This window comes from Kitasatospora sp. MAP5-34 (genome assembly GCF_029894335.1).
Classification (GTDB): domain Bacteria; phylum Actinomycetota; class Actinomycetes; order Streptomycetales; family Streptomycetaceae; genus Kitasatospora.
This window is the reverse complement of record NZ_JARXZC010000017.1, coordinates 67,985-84,955: the sequence shown is the minus strand read 5'-3', so window position 1 is coordinate 84,955 and position 16,971 is coordinate 67,985. Positions and strand designations below refer to the sequence as shown.

The window sequence follows — 16,971 nt, the reverse complement described above, 5'->3', positions numbered from 1 at the left end:
GGGGCAGCCCCGGCCGACTTGACCGATCCAGCGTACGCCAGGCCCTTCGGGCCGCCGGGCAGGCGGGTGAGCACAGCAAGCGGCGCGGGGCTCTGCTCGACCCGCGCAGTCCCCGCGCCCCCGTCCGTGGCTGACGCCCGGCGCCCGGCCCTAGCCGACCGGCACCGGCTCCAGCAGACCGACCCTCACGTCGGGTGCGAAGCCGCTGTCGTGGCCGACCCGGCGGGCGAACTCGGCGATGCCGGCGAGCTGACGCTCGCCGAGCGAGAAGTCCAGCGCCTCGCTGAAGTACCGCTCCAGGACCGGCGCGTCGAACGCCTCCCAGCGGGCCGCCTGCTCGGCGACCTTGGCGACCTCCGCGAGCGAGAGGTCGCGGGACTCCAGGAAGGCGCGGTGCACGGCGGCGACGGCCTCCGGGCGCTGGGCGAGGAAGTCGCGGCGGGCGGCCCAGACGGCGAAGACGAACGGCAGGCCCGTCCACTCCTTCCACATCTCGCCCAGGTCGTGCACGGCGAGACCCTGGAGCGGCGCCTGCTCCAGCGAGGCGCGGAGCGCGGGGTCGCCGATCAGTACGGCGGCGTCGGCCTGGCTCAGCATCGCGTCGAGGTCCGGCGGGCAGCTGAAGTACTCGGGCCGGACGCCCTCACGCTCCTCCAGCAGCAGCCGGGCGAGCCGTACCGACGTACGGCTGGTCGAGCCGAGGGCGACGCGGCGCCCGTCCAGCTCGGCGAGCGGCACCCGGCTGACGATCACACAGGACATCACCGGCCCGTCACTGCCGACCGCGATGTCCGGCAGGACCACCAGCTCGTCCGCGTGCCGCAGGTACTCCACGCAGGTGATCGGGCCGATGTCGAGCGAGCCGGACACCAGCTGGTCGCTGAGCTTCTCCGGGGTGTCCTTGGTCAGGTCGAGGTCGAGCAGGTTGCCGGTCCTGGCCAGCCCCCAGTAGAGGGGGACGCAGTTGAGGAACTCGATGTGGCCGACCCTCGGCCGGACCGCCACCAGGCCACCCGGCTCCTGGCCGGTGCCGTCCTGTCCCGCTCCCTCGTGTCCTCTCGGCCCTGCTGGACTCGTATCCCGACCGGTCATCACGTGCTCCCTCTGCCTGCCGTTCGTACTCTCTCCGCAGGGTATGCCCGTGCTTCCGATGACCCTTCATCCGGTCCGCGACACACCGCCGACACACTCCCGGCGCACCTCTGGTGACCCCTGGTCGGGTCCGCGCTCGCGTGCTACCGTTCCACCCAGTTGCAGTTTGATTCCCCTTGCAGTACTTGAAGCCTGCGGAGCATGTAACCGCAGGCTTTTTGTAGTTTTTCAGCTTTATCGAAAAACTCCGGACCCACTCCGGAGGCGGGGCGATCAGCGCAGCGGACCGGATGCCACGAGGTGTGGTGTCCAATACGTCCCTCGCAAGGAGAACGGCATGGCTGTGGGAACCGTCAAGTGGTTCAACGCAGAGAAGGGCTTCGGCTTCATCGCGCAGGATGGCGGCGGCCCCGACGTCTTCGTCCACTACTCCGCCATCAACGCGAGCGGTTTCCGCTCGCTGGAGGAGAACCAGCAGGTGAACTTCGACGTCACGCAGGGTCCGAAGGGCCCGCAGGCGGAGAACGTCACCCCGGTCTGAGTTCATCTCCTCTGATGATCTGATCGCTCGGGACCCCAGTAGGGTCCGCCGACGGCCGTCCGGGCCGGCGCAGAGAGCATGACGAGAAACACCAAGGGGGCCCACCGCGTCTCGTACGCGGCCGGGCCCCCTGCCTCTGCCCCCCGCACTCTCCGTCAGGGGCATCCAGCGGCATGATCGTGGGTATGTCCGATCCGCCCCGCCTCCGTACCGCGTTCGGGTCCGTCGACCGAGCCCTGCACCGGATCGGCCTCGACGGCTTCATCCTGCTGCTGCTCGGCACCGTCGGCCTGGCCACCCTGCTGCCGGCCACCGGACCCGCCGCCACCGCCGTGACCTGGTCCGTGAAGGTCGCCGTCGGGCTGCTGTTCTTCCTGTACGGCGTGCGGCTCTCACCCCAGGAGGCACTGGCCGGCGCCCGGCACTGGCGCCTGCACCTGCTGATCCTCGGCTGCACCTTCGTCCTCTTCCCGCTGCTCGGCGAGGCCGCCCGTTTCCTGCCCGGCAGCGTGCTCTCACCGCAGCTCTACACCGGCGTGCTCTTTCTCACCCTGCTGCCGTCCACCGTGCAGTCGTCCATCGCCTTCACCTCGATGGCCCGTGGGAACGTCGCCGCCGCGATCTGCGCCGCCACCTTCTCCAGCCTGCTCGGCATCGTCCTCACCCCGCTGCTCGCCACCTGGCTGCTGACCGGCGGCGCCGGCGTACAGGTCAACGGCGGGCAGATCCTGGACATCCTGCTCCAACTGCTGGTGCCCTTCACGATCGGGCAGCTGCTGCGCCGATGGCTCGCGCCCTGGGTCACCCGGCATCGCGCGGTGACCCTGGCGGTGGACCGGGGCTCGATCCTGCTGATCGTCTACAGCGCCTTCAGCGAGGGCGTCCGGGAGGGCATCTGGGGCCGGGTGACGGTCGGCCAGGTCCTCTGGCTGGCGGTCGTCTGCCTGGTGATGCTCGCGTTCGTGCTCCTCTTCAGCGGCGTACTCTCCCGGCGGCTCGGCTTCGACCGGGCCGACCGGGTGACCATCCAGTTCTGCGGCTCCAAGAAGAGCCTGGCGAACGGGCTCCCACTCGCCACCATCCTCTTCCCCGCCGCGTCGGTCGGCCTGACGGTGCTGCCGCTGATGCTCTTCCACCAACTCCAACTGATGGTCTGCACCGTCCTGGCCCAGCACTGGGGGCGGCGTTCCGAGGCCGAGGATGCGACCAGCCCCGGCCCGCCGCCGGCGGAACCGGCAGGACCGGCACCTCGGACGTGATCCCGGCGGGCCGTCCGGACCGGAAGCGTCGTCTGATCACCGCGCGATCAATACGCCCGACGATGGCCCGACCACCGCACGGCCGACCGCTCGCAGCCGTCCTGGCCGCGTAAATGCCCTGCTACTCGGGAGATTTGACGGGCTCTCCCACCGACAGCTCTGCCTCTCGCCGACGGGTGCGTTCACCCGCTCGCGGGAGCGCATGGCCCTCGACCGCTCCGGGGTTGATCCCGTGTCCATCGAACGTCGATCGCCTTCGAGCAGGCTGCTGCCAGTTCGGATCGCCTGTTGGTTCACACAGTCCCCGGAAGGAAACCCCCGTGATCATCCGTAAGAGCGCTCGCCTCGTACTGCTGGCCGTAACGGCCTCCGCACTGGCACTCGGCGCCACGCCCGCCATGGCCGCCACGCCGACCGCCACACCCGCCGCCGTCGCCAACGCGTTCGGCCCGCCGATTCACTGCGACTTCGACTGCCCGATCACTCCGGCGGAGATCTGCGCGGCAGGTGTACCGACTTCGATCGACTACTACTCACAGCACGCCAGGGATCGCATGGCCGAGCGCAATATCTCCGTGGACGAGGTCCAGAGGGCGCTAGGAGGCAGTAACCACTCGTGCGACCGACGGGGCATATGGACGATCAGCCGTGGGATGGACGGCGGCCTGCTGACGCTCGTCGTCGCGACCAACGGCGACTGGAGCACCACACTCGTCACCGCCTATTGGGACGGCCAGCCCGCGTAGAGGTGCCGCCTGACAGCGGCCGAGGGCGTTGATCGGCTGTTGATCCCGGCCTGGCAAGCTCGCCGCACAGGCACAGCACCAAGCAAGGGGAGCATCCGATGACGTTCCGTAACCAGAGCCGCCGCACCCGCCTTCGGGTTGTCCACGGAGGCCTCGGCCTGTCGGCCGTGCTGATCGGTCTGGCAGCGGCCCTGGTCGGCGGGCCGGCGGACACCAGTGTTCGGGCGGATCCCGTGACTCACCACCACCGCTCGGGCGAGATCACGGAATGGAACAACACCGGCTCCTGAACACCCGCCCTCGCCCGCTTCGCCGACCGAACGCCAGTCGCCGTGGCGAGCGGGCCGAGGACGGATCGCAGGGCTCCCGCCGACCGCCGCTCAGGCCCTCATCTCCTCGGGCCCTGTGCGCTCAACCGGCGGCTGGAGCGGACGCGAGTACGACGGAGGGGGCGGTCAGGTTCTCCAGGGACCTGGCCGCCCCCTCCGCGTCGGGCAGGCCCAGGGCGGCGAACACCGCCTGGGCCTGCCCGAGGCGCTGACAGGCCGGTTCGGTGCGGCCGATCTCGGAGAGCGCCCGGCCCAGGGCCAGCAGGATGTGCCCACGGTCCCGCTCGGTCCCTATCTCGTCGCAGAGTTCCAGCGCCCGCTCGGCCTGGGCGACAGCCTGCTCCGGTTCGCCCAGAGCGCGCAGGGTGTCGGCGAGCCGGTATCGGGCGTGCAGGGCGCGCAGCGGGAGGCGGGCCTCCTCCGACAGCCGCAGGCACTCGGTGAAGTGGCCGGCCGCCGCCGGGTAGCAGCCCAGTTCGTGCGAGGCCAGCCCGAGGACGTACAGGGCGTACGCCGTACCGGCCTCGTCGCCCTCGGCGCGGAGCCCCGCCAGCAGGCTCCGGCAGGTCGGCAGCGCCTCGGCGGCCCGTCCGCTGCGGACCCGGGCCAGGGCGGCGTTGATCGTGGAGGTCACCCCGCCGGAGCGGTGGCCGAGTTGCCGGGCGATGGCGATGGCCTCGTCGAAGTGGTCGATCGCCTCGTCGTACCGGCCCAGGTACTGGGTGAGCAGCCCCAGGTCGTTGAGGGCCTGGCGCAGGATGACCGTGTCGCCCACCTCGCGGCACGCCTCGATGGCCAGCCGGGTCTCGACCTCGGCCTCGGCGAACCGGGTGGCGGGGACGGCGATGTTCCCGCACAGGAAGCGGGCCCGCCCCTCGGCGTGGCGGTCCCCGCAGAGTACTGCGGTGTTCACCAACTCCCTTGCGGTGTCGACTAGTTGCCCCTGCCGGGGATCGGGGCCGAACGGGCTGAGCGCGATGAGCAGGTCGATCGCGGCCCGGAGTTCGTCCTGCTGTCCCGAGGCCGTGACGGGCTCGGCCGCCGAGCCGCCGTCAGACGTCGCACCGGGCGTCGCACCGGACGTACGGTGGGCCACCACCTCCAGCCCCGTCGCCGAACCCGACCGGGCGACCTGGGCCGCGAGCGCCACCGCGTTCCCGGCCTCCCCGATCGCCCAGGCCCGAGCGGTCCCGAGGTCCGGGAAGCCCGGGCCGGCGGGATTCCCGGAGCCCAGCACGCTGCCGACCGGGTCGCCGGGCACCGCGTGCTGGAACGCGGCACAGGCGGTGCCGAGCAGGGAGCTCAGCAGCCGGGACCGGGCCTCGACGGCTGCGGCCGGCCCTGCGGCGGCGGACTTGCGGCGGGCGAAGTTCCGGAGCAGATCGTGGTAGCAGTACCGGCCGGGGGACGGCGACTGCAGCATCGCGGCGTCCACCAGGGACTCCATCAGGTCCTCGGCGGCCAGTTCGTCCATCGCCAGCAGGGCCGCCGCCGAGGCCAGCGCGATGTCCGTCCCGTCCACCGTCGCGACCAGTCGGAACGCCTCGGCCTGGTCGGGCGCGAGCTGGCGGTAGCCGAGCTCGAACACGGCCTCGACCCCCAGGTCGCCGATCCGCAGCTCGTCGATCCGCCGCAGCTCGTCGGCGAGTCGGACGGTCAGGGCGTGCATTGTCCAGCTGGGCCGGGCCGTCAGGCGGGCGGCCACGATCCGCACTGCCAGCGGGAGGAATCCGCAGGCCGAGACCAAGCCGATGGCCGCGTGGCGTTCCCCGTCGAGCCGATCCGCGCCGATGGTCCTGCCGAGCAGCTCGACGGCTTCGACGGGCTGGAACACCGGCAGGTCGACCTGGAGGGCGCAGGACGGCCCGGCCAGGCGGGTACGGCTGGTCACCAGCACCGCACACCCCGCTGCTCCTGGGAGCAGCGGGCGGAGCTGGGCGCTGTTCCTGGCGTTGTCCAGGAGGATCAGCAGTCGGCGGTCGGCGACCAGTGAGCGGAACAGGGCCGACCTGGTGTCCAGACCGTCCGGGACGGCCTCGGCGGGGACTCCGAGCGCGCCGAGGAATCCCGCCAGGACGGCCTCCGGAGCGGCGGGTGCCGGGTCGCCACCCCGCAGGTCCGCGTACAACTGCCCGTCGGGAAACGACGTCCGCGCCCGGTGGGCGACGTGAACGGCCAGCGCGGTCTTGCCCACCCCGCCCATACCGGCCACCGCCGCGACCGCCAGCGCGGACCGCCCGGTGCCGCGCAGCACGGCGAGCAGGGCGTCCACTTCGGCTTCACGGCCGGTGAAATCCGACGTGTCCGGAGGCAGTTGGGACGGGCGCGGGAGTACCTGGTCGTCGGCGGGCGGCTCGTGCTCCGCAGCTCGCGGCGGCACCGTCGCCCGGGTGCCGGCCGGGAGGGCGGCGGTGTGCGGCGGCGGTGTCAGCAGCCCCGGATCCCCGTCCAGGATCCGCTGGTGCAGCACGCCCAGCTCCGGCCCGGGCTCCACCCCCAGCTCGTCGATCAGCAACTGCCGGGCCGTGCGGTAGACGGCGAGTGCGTCGGCGGGCCGCTGGGCCTGGAAGAGCGCCCGCATCAGGAGCCCGTAGGACCGCTCGCGCAGCGGGTGCTCGGCGGTGAGCGCGGTCAGCTCCGAGATACAGCGTGAGGAGTCGCCGAGGGCCAGGTCGAGCGCCAGCCGCTCCTCCGCGAGCGTGAGCCGAAGATCGGCCAGGCGCCGGCGCTGGCGCTCGGCGAACGGGCCGGGCAGTCCGGCCAGCGGTTCGCCCTCCCAGAGGGCCAGCGCCCGGTTCAGCAGTTCGCGGGCCTGGCCGGGCTTGCCCTCGGCCTTCGTACGATCGGCCTGGGCCGCCAACTCCTCGGCCCACAAGGAGTCCACCGACAGCTCGGACAGCTGGAGACGGTAGCCGTCGCCGAGGGAGATCACGGTGTCCGGTGCATCGGGGGCGGTCCGCAGGATCTTCCGCAGCCGCCACACATAGGTGCGGATCGTGCTGACGGCCGCGTTGGGCGGCTCCTCCCCCCATAGCGCGTCGACCAGGTCCGCCGCGCCCGCCGACCGGCCGGGCCTCAGGAGCAGCACGGCCAGCGTCGCCCGCTGCTGCGGACTTCCCAACCGCAGCGCGGCCTCACCCCGGCCCCCACGAACCGGACCGAGCACCGAGAACCAGAGATCATCCACACGCGTACCCCTGTTCGTGCACTACTACTCCCCGAGTCGTGCACACTAACTGACGCCCGGTCGAGCCTCCCGGTTTCCGGAACCGGCACCACCTCCGCGTCCGGCACCCGAAGGCCGCCGGCCCAAGTCGCCCGGCGAGCAGGCCCCCTGCTGTCTCTCGTTGCAGCGGCAGTTGGCACACCGACTTCAGCGATTCGGTGCGACCAACCCCATCTCGTAGGCGAGGATCACGAGTTGGACGCGGTCCCGGGCGTCCAGTTTGGCGAGCAGCCGCGCCAGGTGCGACTTGGCGGTGGCCACCGTGATGAAGAGTTCCGCCGCGATCTCGCTGTTGGAACGACCCAGGCCGACCCCTCCCCCATCGTCGCCGAACCGCGCGCCCGCTTCGGCGACCTGCTCGCCGCCGAGTGGATCAAGATCCGCTCGCTGCGCTCCACCCCGTGGACGCTCACCTTCACCGCCCTGTTCGCCATCGGCTCCTCCGCCTTGGCGGCGATGGCGGACTACAACAACCTCGCGCATCCCGGCCCGGGCGCGCGGCGGCTCGACGGCTTCCTCTGCTTCGACGCCTATCCGCCGGCCGGCTGGATGACACTGGTGCTGGCCGCCGGCAGCGTCGGCACGATCGCCGTCGTCAGCGAGTACGGCAGCGGCCTCATTCGCACAACCACCGTGGCAGTACCGGCCCGTGAGTCGGTGATGCTGGCCAAGGCAGTGGTCGTCGCGGCGATCTGGGCGGTGGTCGGGACGGCCATCTCCCTCGGTTCGTTCCTGGTCTCCCAAGCCATCCTGAGCGGACAGCACGCAGGCGTCCCGATCACTTACCCCGGCGCACTCCGGGCCATGGTGGCGTCCGCGCTGGTGGCCCCGGTCAGCGCACTGGTCGGCCTCGGCATCGGCATCCTGGTCCGGCACATCGCGGCCGGCATGGTGACCACCCTCTTCATCCTGCTACTGCTGCCCACCGTCTTCTCCCAGTCCAAGCAGTGGTCCGCCGACATCTTCCAGCTGATGGTGACCAGCGCCTGGAAGCGCCTGGTCCAGACCTGGGGACAGTTCCCCGGCAACCCCGTCCACATCGCGACGGTCGCCGAATCCTGGGCCGTGTACGCGATCTGGCCCCTCGCCACGATCGGCCTCGCCCTGCTCGTCGTACGACGCCGCGACGTGTGATCCGAGCCCGCAGCGACCGGCGGCCCGATTGACCGACCAGAAGTTATACGTATAACTTGGTTGACGATCCCCTCGCCGCCCCCTGCCCTCCGGGAGACCGCCCCATGGGCTACCTCGCCCTGCTCCGCGCCCCGCACGTCACCCGGCTCCTGCTGGGCACCCTGCTCGGCCGCCTCCCGGCGGGCATGACCGCGCTGGTCATCGCCCTCGCGCTGCGCGAGGCCGGCACCCCGTACAGCAGGATCGGCCTGGCCACCGCCGCGTACGCGATCGCCGCCGCCGTCGGCGGTCCCGTACTCGGCCGGATCGTCGACCGCACCGGGCAGCCCCGGGTGCTGATCGGCGCGGCCGTCGTCACCGGGTTCGGGTACGCGCTGCTCGCGCTCGCCCCGGGCTCGCCGCTGGCCGCACCGCTCGGCGCGGCGATAGCCGGGCTGGCCATGCCGCCGCTCGAACCCTGCCTGCGCTCGCTCTGGCCCGCCGTGGTCGAGGAGGAGCAGCTCGACACCGCGTACGCCTTCGACTCCGCCTCCCAGCAGATCCTGTACGTCGCCGGGCCGCTCGCGGTGGCCGGGATCGCGGCCGCCTTCGGCCCGGCCAGCGCCCTCTGGGTGGCCGCCGGGCTCGGCCTCGCCGGTGCGCTGGTGGTCGCCACCACCGCCCCCGCCCGGGCCTGGCGGGCCCCGGCGCGCGGCGAGTCGTCCGGGCTGCTCGGGCCGCTGCGCTCCCCCGGGCTGGTGCTGCTGCTGATCGGGCTGGCGGGCGCGGGCTGGACCGTCGGCACGCAGAACGTCCTCTTCATCGCCTACGCCGAGCAGTACCACGGCACCCTCCCCGGCGGCGCGGGCCTGCTGCTCGCCCTCGCCGCCCTCGGCGGGCTGCTCGGCGCGCTCGCGTACGGCGCGGTCAAGTGGCGCAGCAGCACCGCCACCCGGACCTGGGTGATGGCCCTCGGGATGGCGGTCAGCTACCTGCCGTTGCTGCTCCTCCCGAGCCCGGCCGCGATGGCCGGCCTGGCCCTGCTCTCCGGCATCGGGCTTGCGCCGCTGCTGGCCGCCGCCTTCGTCCTGGTCGCCGAACTGGCCCCGACCGGCACGGTCACCGAGGCCTTCGCCTGGCTGGTCACCCTCTTCGCCACCGGCAACGCCGCCGGGTACGCCGTCTCGGGCGCGCTGGTCGCCGGCTCCCTGCAGTCGGTCGCCCTCTGCGCGGTCGGCGGCATCACCCTCGGCGGGCTGCTCCTGTTCGGCGCCCGGGGCCTGTTCCGGCCTGCGGCGGCCGTCTCACTCGATCGCGTGGCGGAACCGGTATCCGTCTCCTGAGCCCACCTCGCGCCTACGATGGTGGCACCCGAAGGAGGCTGAGCATGACTCTCGCCCACCCCGAGCAGCAGATGACTTCTCTCCGGCAGACCGCCGAGCTCGCCGAGCAGGCCACCGGATTCCGCGTTGAGATCATCCGAGGGGTCTTGATGATGTCGCCCAGCCCCCGTGGGGCACACGCCGGAACCATCAACCGCATTTACGACCAACTGCGACCGGCCGTTCCGCACCACCTGGAACCCTTCCAGATGGTGTCCGTCGCCATGCCCGACGACGACAGCGACTACGCGACCCCTGACCTCGCCGTCCTGCCCGAGGCCTTCGGCGAGTCGGACGACTGGCTGGCCGACCCCGCCGATGTCGAGCTGGTGGTCGAGGTCGTCTCGACGAGCAACAGCCTGAAGGACACCGTCACCATGGTCGAGTGGTACGCCGCCGCCGGGCTCCCGGTCTACCTGCTCGTCGACCCCCGGAACGGGACCTGGCTGCTGTACAGCGACCCCGAGAAGGGCGCGTACCGGACGGTCCTCCCCGGCAAGTACGGCGAGGACATCACCCTCCCCACCCTCGACGGACTGACGCTGACGACCGACCGGCTGCCCCGCTACGGACGCTGACCCGCCGGACCGCCCAAAACCAGTGGGGCCCGCAGTGTCACTGCGGGCTCCACTGTCGTTCGCTTCAGGTCAGCTGTGGCGGCCCCTGCGCCGCCGGGTAGTCAGGGCGAGGAGCAGGCCGAAGGTGGTGAGGGCGGCGGCGAGGGCCGAGAGCGGGCCCGCCGGGAGGTCGGTGCCGGTGCTGGGGAGGCCACCGGTCGGGCTGGGGGCCGGGGGAACGGTGGGAGTCACGGTGGGCGACGGCGACGGCGGCGGGGTGGGCTTGACCGGGAGGATCAGGCCCATGTCCAGGTCGAGGTAGCTGGTGCCGCCGGTGAGCGTGACCGTCTGGGTGAGGCCGGTGACCGGGTCGGCGTCGGAGTCGCCGGCGGGGTCGGCGACGGCCCGCAGCGCGTGCTGCTTGGTGACGACGGCTCCGGCGGGAACGGTGGTCAGGTCGAAGTGGACGGCGTACGTGCCGTTCGGGAGTTTGGCGAAGAGGTAGTGGCCGGTGCTGTCGGTGACGGTACTGACCGGCTTGCCGTTCTTGTCCCGGACCTGGCGGCCCTGACCGTCGATCAGGTACTCGCGGACGCCGGGCACGCCGGGCTCGCCCGGGTCCTGGAGGCCGTTCCGGTTGAGGTCGTTCCAGACGAAGTCGCCCAGCGAGTTGGACGGCGTGGTCGGCCACTCCACCGCGACGCCGACCTTGGCGGGCTCGGCGAGCAGCAGCTGCTGGCCGCTGCTGTCGGTGGCGGTGTAGGCGAAGCTGTTCCAGGCGAACCCGGCGTCGGGCGCGTCGACCGAGGCGACCATCTGCCACTCAAGGGTGAACGTCCCGTCGGGCGGCAGGGCCCCGGGCCGCCGCACCCGGAACCAGGTCGCCAGCCCGGGGCCGGGGAAGGTGGCGCTCCACTGCGCACCCGCGTTGCACGGCGCGTTCGCGGGCGTGGTGGGCAGCGAGGCCGGGCGGCAGGGGTTCGGGTCGGTCGCGTACTCGATGACCACCGACGGGTCGCTGCTGGTCAGCGGCACCGTCAGCGACGGCGTCCAGCTGCTGCCGCGCGAGGTCCCCGGGTTCAGCACGTAGCCGTCGCCGGGGGCGGGCAGGCGGTCGTACGCGATGAAGTCGGTGACGGCCTCGGGCGAGTCGTTCTGGACGGTCATCCGGTACGAGATGTCCCCGCCCGGGGAGGTGGTGGCGGTACTGCCGAAGCCGGCGTCCTTGTCGCCCTTGACCTCCTTGTACGCGTGCAGCACGGCGGGCGCGTCGATCTGCACCTGGGAGCTGGCCTTGCAGAGCTTCTCGGTGGTGTTGCCGTTGCCGTTCAGGTCGAAGGCGTCCGGCACGCCGGTGTCGGTGCCGAAGTAGAAGCAGGTGACCGGCGGTGACGGGTTGTCGACGGTCACGAAGATGTCGTTGGTGAGCATCCCCGACTTGGCACTGCCGGCCACCTGGGCGTCGAAGAGCACGCGGTTGGCGTTCGCGTCGTGCAGGTACGTCATGTCGGGGGCCGGGGCGGCCCAGGTCATCCGGATCAGCTGGCGGCCGTCCCTGCCGGGCAGCACGACGACCTCCTGCGGGGCCTTGCTGTCCGGGTACCTCGGGTCGGTCCGGACGGAACCGTCGACGTAGACCATGCCGGGGGGCAGCAGGTCGAAGAGGACCAGCGGCTTGTCGAGCACGTGGCCGGTGCGGTTGTAGGGGACGACCTGGAAGGTCGCGGTGCCGCCCGGGGAGAGCACGGCGCCGGCGGTGGTGGTCTTGGCCGCACCGAGGTTGGTTCCGTCGGTGACCCTGCTGTCGGCGCAGGCGTTGCTGCTGGACTGCTCGCCCGCCGCGTTGGTGCCGACGGCGTCGACGCAGTTGTGCAGCGGGTCGGGCGCGGTGGTGCCGTCGTGGCCGGTGTAGAGCACCTGCGACAGCACCTGGATCGAGTTGCCCGGGCTCCAACCGCCCGGGATCGGCCCGTTCCAGCTGAACCGCAGGCCGTCCGGCCAGCGGCCGACCGGGACGCCGAGCCGGTCGTTCGCCGGGTCCCCGGCACCGTGGTCGATGAAGACCCGGCGGGCGGCGGAGCCGTTGAACGGGGTGCCGGGGGTGAAGGTCTGCCAGGCCGGATCGCCGTTCAGGCGGTATTCGAGGGTCATCAGAATGCTGGTCGGGGCCCACGCGTCGAGCTGGATGCTCTGCAATTCGAGCCAGTTGTAGAGGTTGGTGGTCGTCCCGGCGCCCGGGTCGGTCATCACGAGGCTGGTCGCCGGGCCCGAGGTGTTCTCGGGGAAGAGGCTGAAGCCGTTGATGTCACCCGAGGTGACGGTCGGGCCCCAGGTCTTGCGGACACCGACGACGATGCCCGTAGTGGGCGGCTGGAAGACCGGCGTCCTGGCGTCGGCGGTGGAGAGGTCCTCTTCGGGCGAGGGGCCGAGCGGATCGCCCTTCAGCGTCACCGAGTTGGTCGAGGTGGTACCGCTGGGGAAGGGCGGGTCCGGGTAGTGGACCACCAGCACGCTCGGGTAGCGGCAGCCCGCCTGGCCGTTCCCGGCCCGGAACTCGCCGATGTCGTAGCCCCAGGTGTTGCTCCCCGGCGGGTTCTCCGTCCACCCCGGCGAACGGCCGGTGTCCACCACCGCGCCGGGCGGCAGGGTGTCCACCAGCCGGCTGGCGTCGAGGTCGACGTTGGGCCCGGGGGCGTTGGAGCAGGCGCTGAACTGGTACGTCACCGTACGGCCGTCCGCGCTGCTGGTCTGCACGCCCTTGGTGACGGTGTACGCGGGCTGGACGACGGCCGTCGTGGTCGCCGTGCCGGTCTTCGGCGGCTCGCCGTCGGCCGTCAGGGTGGCGGTGTTGACGGCCCTGGCGCCGTTGGCGGTGGTGAAGTTCGGGTACTTGAGGACGACCGTGATGGAGGCCGTGGTGCCGGGAGCCATCGGGCTCTTCATCTTGATGGTGGCGGTACCGCCGAGCGTGCCCTGCGTCGGGATGGTCGATCCGGCCACGTCGACTGTGGCGGCGTCCGGAGTCCAGCCGACGAACTCCATGCCCGCCGGGAGCTCGTCGACGATCTTCGCGTTGTCGCACTCCGTCACCGAGCAGGTGTAGCTGAGCGTGTAGGTGACGTTCTCACCCGGGGCAGGATTGGCCTTGTCGACCGTTTTGGAGAAGGTGGTCGCCGCCTGAGCGGGCTGTGCCGCGATCGAACCACTCAGCAGTGTGCCGCAGAGCAGGGCGAAGGCGGTCACCACGCGTGATGTTCGGGTCAGGCCCCGGGGGATGGTCTTCCGCATGCTCACAGTTGAGCCCGGCGGGCTGCACATATGACGTTGCACCGACTCGAAGTGACGGACTTTCATCCGATAGCACTACAGATCACTGCGCCAGGCCTGGGTGCGGGTGCGGCGCGGGGCCGGAAAGTCAGCCGGTGGTGCCGCGCGTCGACGCCCTGATCACCAGACTCGTCGTCAGCGGCGCCACCGGCGGGACGGCCTCGCCGCCGAGCAGCGCCGCCAGCGCGGCCACCCCGACCCGGCCCAGCTCCTCACCCGGCAGGTCGACGGTGGTCAGGGGCGGGGCGAGCAGGTCGGCCACCGGGATGTTGTCGATGCCGACCACGGAGACGTCCGCCGGGATGCGCAGCCCGAGTTCGGCGGCGGCCTGGTAGAGCCCCGAGGCGACCACGTCGTCGTCGCAGACCACCGCGTGCGGCCGGTCCGGGCGGTCGAGCAGCCGGTACGCGGCGGTCCTGGCCGCGCGCCGCCCCTCGTTCAGGGTGACGCCGACCTCCAGCACCTCGAGGCCGCGCGCGGCGGACTCGAAGGCCGCCTGCCGGACCCGGAAGGTGTACGCCGAGTGGGTGGAGCGGAGGTGGCCTATCCGGCGGTGGCCGAGCACGACGAGGTGCTCGACGGCCTGCCGCATGCCGCCCGCGACGTCCAGTTCGACGGTCGGCCTGGCGCGGGCGGCGGCCGGGTCCGCGTCCAGGAAGACGACCGGGGTGTCGGCGGGCAGTTCACCGAGCTGACTGTCGTCCGGGGAGCAGATCAGCAGCCCGTCGAAGCGGCTGGTGGTGGCGGCCTCGGCCAGCGTCGAACTGCCCCAGCCGGAGCTGACCACCACCGCGAGGCCGTGCTTCCCGGCCTCCTCGTGGACGCCGACCAGCACCCGCCCGAAGAACGGCCCGAGGATGTTGGGGACGGCCAGCAGGATCATGCCGCTCCGGCCCAGCCGGAGCTGCCGCCCGGCGGCCTGCGGCCGGTAGCCCAGGCTGCGGGCCGCCTCGCGGACCCGCTGCCTGGTCGCCTCGGAGACCCGGTGCCCGGCCTCGGAGCCGGAGAAGACCAGCGAGACCGTCGCCTGGGAGACCCCGGCGAGCGCCGCCACGTCCCGCCCGGTGGGCCGGCGCCCCGGTGCGGGGGGCTCGGGCGCGGAGGGCTCGGGGAGGGTCACGGGTTCAGCTCTGCTGGGGCGCCGCCGCGCGGGCCGCGTCGTCGGCCGCGTCCTCCTCGGCGTTCTGGCCGGCGATCCGGTCCGCCGTACGGGAGCGCAGGCCGGAGAGCTTCGCCTCGATCTGGGCGGACATCTCGTTCCGCTGCTTGCTCAGCAGGACGTAGCTGAGCGGCGCCGAGGCCAGCGCGGCGAGCAGGACCAGGAAGACGTAACCTGCCGCGCCCGCGACCGGGATGATCCCGAAGTGCCCCAGCAGCACGGCGACCAGCAGGCAGCCGAGGAAGATGGTGGCCCGCATGGAGGTGTAGCGGAGCGTGGCGTGCGACTTGCTGCTCACGGGAACGTCCTTACTGCAGGGGTACGGCCGACGGCGCTGGTGGGAGGTGCGCGGGTCTCCCAGTGAAGCATGCCCGGCACGGCGCTCCGGCAGGCCCCACCGGAACAGCGCCCCGGACGGGCTTCGGCCCGGCTCGGACACCCTGCGAGCGCCCTACGCGACCACCGGCGCAACACCCGGTCGTCGCCCCAGGGCGAGGCAGAGCAGTACGGCGACCGCGCAGAGGCCGCCCGCCGAGTACCAGGCGAGGTCGTAGTCGCCGAAGCGGTCGCGGGCCAGGCCCGCCAGCCCGGCGACGATGGCGGCACCGATCTGGTGGCCGGCCAGCACCCAGCCGAACACGATCGGCGCGTCGGCCCCGAAGTGCTGGCGGCAGAGCGCTACGGTCGGCGGGACGGTCGCGACCCAGTCCAGGCCGTAGAAGATCACGAAGGCCAGGATCGGCGGCTTCAGCGAGCCGGAGAGCAGCTGTGGGAGGAAGAGCAGCGAGATGCCGCGCAGCGCGTAGTAGGCGATCAGCAGGCCCCGGGAGTCGAAGCGGTCGGTGAACCAGCCGCTCGCGATGGTGCCGAGCACGTCGAAGACGCCGACCAGCGCGAGCAGGCTCGCGGCGGTGGTGACGGGCATGCCGTGGTCGTGCGCGGCCGGGATGAAGTGGGTGCCGACCAGGCCCGCCGTGGTCGCGCCGCAGATCGCGAACGAACCCACCAACAGCCAGAACGCCCGGTGGTGCGCGGCGTCCCGCAGGACCCGCAGACTGCGGGCCAGCGCGCTGCCCCGGGTCTCCGGGAGCGGCGGCGCCTCGGTCGCGCCGTACGGGAGCAGCCCGAGATCGGCGGGGCGCTCGCGCATCAGCAGCAGCACCGGGACGGCGACCACGGTGGCAGAGAGCGAGACCACCACGACCGCCGTCCGCCAGCCGTGCGCCTCCACCAGCCAGGCCAGCAGCGGCATGAAGACCAGGTTGCCCGCCGCTCCAGCGGCGGTCAGCACCCCGGTGACCAGGCCCTGCCGGGCCGTGAACCAGCGCCCGCTGACGGTGGTGGCGAAGGCCCCCGCCATCGAGCCGCTGCCGAGGCCGACCAGCACGCCCCAGCAGAGCATCAACTGCCAGCTCTGGGTCATCAGCACGGTCAGCCCGGCGCCGGTGGAGATGGTCAGCAGCGCGCAGACCACCACCAGCCGCACGCCGAACCGGTCCATCAGCGCGGCGGCGAAGGGCGCCGTCAGCCCGTACAGGGTGAGGTTGACCGAGACCGCAGCGGAGATGGTCGCGTGCGACCAGCCGAACTCGCTGTTGAGGGCGTCCATCATCAGGCTCGGCGTGGAGCGGAAGCCCGCCGAACCGAGCAGCACGAGCAGGGCGACGGCCGCGACCACCCAGGCGTAGTGCAGCCGGGGAGCCCTGGTCGTCATGGGTATCGGTGGGGCTGTGGGGACCGCTGGGGCTCCGGCTTCGCTTGCCGGCGCTGCGTCAGCTGGCGCTTCGTTCACTGGAGCTTCGTTCACAGCCCGAGTCTGCTGATGCCGGGCCCGGCGGACGAGTGGCCTGACTGCCAGGTTTCGTCGGGATCGGGCCACTTCCGCCACTTCGGCACCTCGGACCCGACCCCCCGATCCGGACGGCGGCGCACCGCACGCGCCACGAGCGCGCTGCGACGAGCCACCGTCCGGACCCCCTGCGCACGGGCCCTGAAGCCGCGCGCGAGCGCTCCGTACTCGCCAAGGACGCACCTCGGCACGGGCGGCAGCTGAAGGTCCCCCATGCTGACACCGTGCGGGTGTTGCCTCGACGTCCCCTCACACAACGGAGAGCTGCACCCAAGAGTGATCAGTCGGATACGTCACGTCAATGGGTTGTCGGAAATTCGGAATGGTTGCCGCGCACTTACGTCCCGAGGGGCTCAGATGTGATCGCCGAATGCGCCCCCGTCAACCGGCG

At 72.0% G+C, this 16,971-nt stretch carries 13 protein-coding genes and 1 pseudogene; 7 read left to right on the top strand and 7 right to left on the bottom strand.

The window, feature by feature from the left end; translation table 11 throughout:
* Positions 1-150 precede the first annotated feature (150 nt).
* Entirely contained in the window at positions 151-1,092 is a 942-nt protein-coding gene (locus P3T29_RS16395) for a menaquinone biosynthesis protein (protein ID WP_280717196.1), read from the bottom strand.
* Between the two features lie 337 nt (positions 1,093-1,429).
* Between P3T29_RS16395 and P3T29_RS16390 the strand changes: the two genes are divergently transcribed.
* From P3T29_RS16390 to P3T29_RS16375, 4 genes are all read left to right on the top strand, one after another.
* A complete protein-coding gene (locus P3T29_RS16390; protein WP_280717195.1) occupies positions 1,430-1,633 on the top strand; it encodes a cold-shock protein in 204 nt (67 codons plus the stop codon).
* A gap of 185 nt (positions 1,634-1,818) precedes the next feature.
* Positions 1,819-2,892 (top strand): bile acid:sodium symporter family protein, encoded by a 1,074-nt coding sequence (locus P3T29_RS16385; protein ID WP_280717194.1) that lies wholly within the window; start codon positions 1,819-1,821, stop codon positions 2,890-2,892.
* 320 nt (positions 2,893-3,212) lie between these two features.
* On the top strand, positions 3,213-3,638 hold the full coding sequence (locus P3T29_RS16380) for a DUF4258 domain-containing protein (protein ID WP_280717193.1): 426 nt from the start codon (positions 3,213-3,215) through the stop codon (positions 3,636-3,638).
* 98 nt (positions 3,639-3,736) lie between these two features.
* Positions 3,737-3,928 (top strand): hypothetical protein, encoded by a 192-nt coding sequence (locus P3T29_RS16375; RefSeq protein ID WP_280717192.1) that lies wholly within the window; start codon positions 3,737-3,739, stop codon positions 3,926-3,928.
* Positions 3,929-4,049: 121 nt separating this feature from the next.
* Here the strand turns inward: P3T29_RS16375 and P3T29_RS16370 are convergent, their stop codons facing one another.
* Together P3T29_RS16370 and P3T29_RS16365 are read right to left on the bottom strand one after the other, a co-directional pair.
* On the bottom strand, positions 4,050-7,154 hold the full coding sequence (locus tag P3T29_RS16370; protein WP_280717191.1) for a BTAD domain-containing putative transcriptional regulator: 3,105 nt from the start codon (positions 7,152-7,154) through the stop codon (positions 4,050-4,052).
* Between the two features lie 186 nt (positions 7,155-7,340).
* A pseudogene (locus P3T29_RS16365) lies at positions 7,341-7,505 on the bottom strand (LuxR C-terminal-related transcriptional regulator); the annotation flags it as partial.
* Between P3T29_RS16365 and P3T29_RS16360 the strand changes: the two are divergent.
* The 3 genes from P3T29_RS16360 to P3T29_RS16350 all read left to right on the top strand — a co-directional run bounded on the left by P3T29_RS16360 (position 7,434) and on the right by P3T29_RS16350 (position 10,266).
* The gene (locus P3T29_RS16360) at positions 7,434-8,327 is read left to right on the top strand and encodes an ABC transporter permease (protein WP_280717244.1); all 894 of its coding nucleotides are present in this window, start codon (positions 7,434-7,436) and stop codon (positions 8,325-8,327) included. The pseudogene P3T29_RS16365 and the gene P3T29_RS16360 overlap by 72 nt on opposite strands.
* 104 nt (positions 8,328-8,431) lie before the next feature.
* A complete protein-coding gene (locus P3T29_RS16355; RefSeq protein ID WP_280717190.1) occupies positions 8,432-9,649 on the top strand; it encodes an MFS transporter in 1,218 nt (405 codons plus the stop codon).
* A 44-nt stretch (positions 9,650-9,693) separates the two neighbouring features.
* Positions 9,694-10,266 carry a Uma2 family endonuclease gene (locus tag P3T29_RS16350; RefSeq protein ID WP_280717189.1) on the top strand — a complete coding sequence of 191 codons (573 nt, stop codon included), beginning with the start codon at positions 9,694-9,696 and terminating at the stop codon, positions 10,264-10,266.
* A 69-nt stretch (positions 10,267-10,335) separates the two neighbouring features.
* Here the strand turns inward: P3T29_RS16350 and P3T29_RS16345 are convergent, their stop codons facing one another.
* The 4 genes from P3T29_RS16345 to P3T29_RS16330 form a co-directional block, all read right to left on the bottom strand.
* Entirely contained in the window at positions 10,336-13,533 is a 3,198-nt protein-coding gene (locus P3T29_RS16345) for an SdrD B-like domain-containing protein (protein ID WP_280717188.1), read from the bottom strand.
* 127 nt (positions 13,534-13,660) lie between these two features.
* On the bottom strand, positions 13,661-14,692 hold the full coding sequence (locus P3T29_RS16340) for a LacI family DNA-binding transcriptional regulator (RefSeq protein ID WP_280717187.1): 1,032 nt from the start codon (positions 14,690-14,692) through the stop codon (positions 13,661-13,663).
* 4 nt (positions 14,693-14,696) lie between these two features.
* Positions 14,697-15,029, bottom strand: a complete 333-nt coding sequence (locus tag P3T29_RS16335) for a DUF4229 domain-containing protein (RefSeq protein ID WP_280717186.1) — start codon at positions 15,027-15,029, stop codon at positions 14,697-14,699.
* A gap of 153 nt (positions 15,030-15,182) precedes the next feature.
* Positions 15,183-16,445 carry an MFS transporter gene (locus P3T29_RS16330; RefSeq protein WP_280717185.1) on the bottom strand — a complete coding sequence of 421 codons (1,263 nt, stop codon included), beginning with the start codon at positions 16,443-16,445 and terminating at the stop codon, positions 15,183-15,185.
* Between the last annotated feature and the right edge of the window lie 526 nt (positions 16,446-16,971).

Excerpts from the sequence above, each read along its gene's own strand:
- P3T29_RS16395 (WP_280717196.1), bottom strand. The coding sequence starts at position 1,092 with ATGACCGGTCGGGATACGAGTCCAGCAGGGCCGAGAGGACACGAGGGA.
- P3T29_RS16390 (WP_280717195.1), top strand. The coding sequence starts at position 1,430 with ATGGCTGTGGGAACCGTCAAGTGGTTCAACGCAGAGAAGGGCTTCGGC.
- P3T29_RS16385 (WP_280717194.1), top strand. The coding sequence starts at position 1,819 with ATGTCCGATCCGCCCCGCCTCCGTACCGCGTTCGGGTCCGTCGACCGA.
- P3T29_RS16375 (WP_280717192.1), top strand. The coding sequence starts at position 3,737 with ATGACGTTCCGTAACCAGAGCCGCCGCACCCGCCTTCGGGTTGTCCAC.
- P3T29_RS16355 (WP_280717190.1), top strand. The coding sequence starts at position 8,432 with ATGGGCTACCTCGCCCTGCTCCGCGCCCCGCACGTCACCCGGCTCCTG.
- P3T29_RS16350 (WP_280717189.1), top strand. The coding sequence starts at position 9,694 with ATGACTCTCGCCCACCCCGAGCAGCAGATGACTTCTCTCCGGCAGACC.
- P3T29_RS16345 (WP_280717188.1), bottom strand. The coding sequence starts at position 13,533 with ATGCGGAAGACCATCCCCCGGGGCCTGACCCGAACATCACGCGTGGTG.
- P3T29_RS16330 (WP_280717185.1), bottom strand. The coding sequence starts at position 16,445 with ATGACGACCAGGGCTCCCCGGCTGCACTACGCCTGGGTGGTCGCGGCC.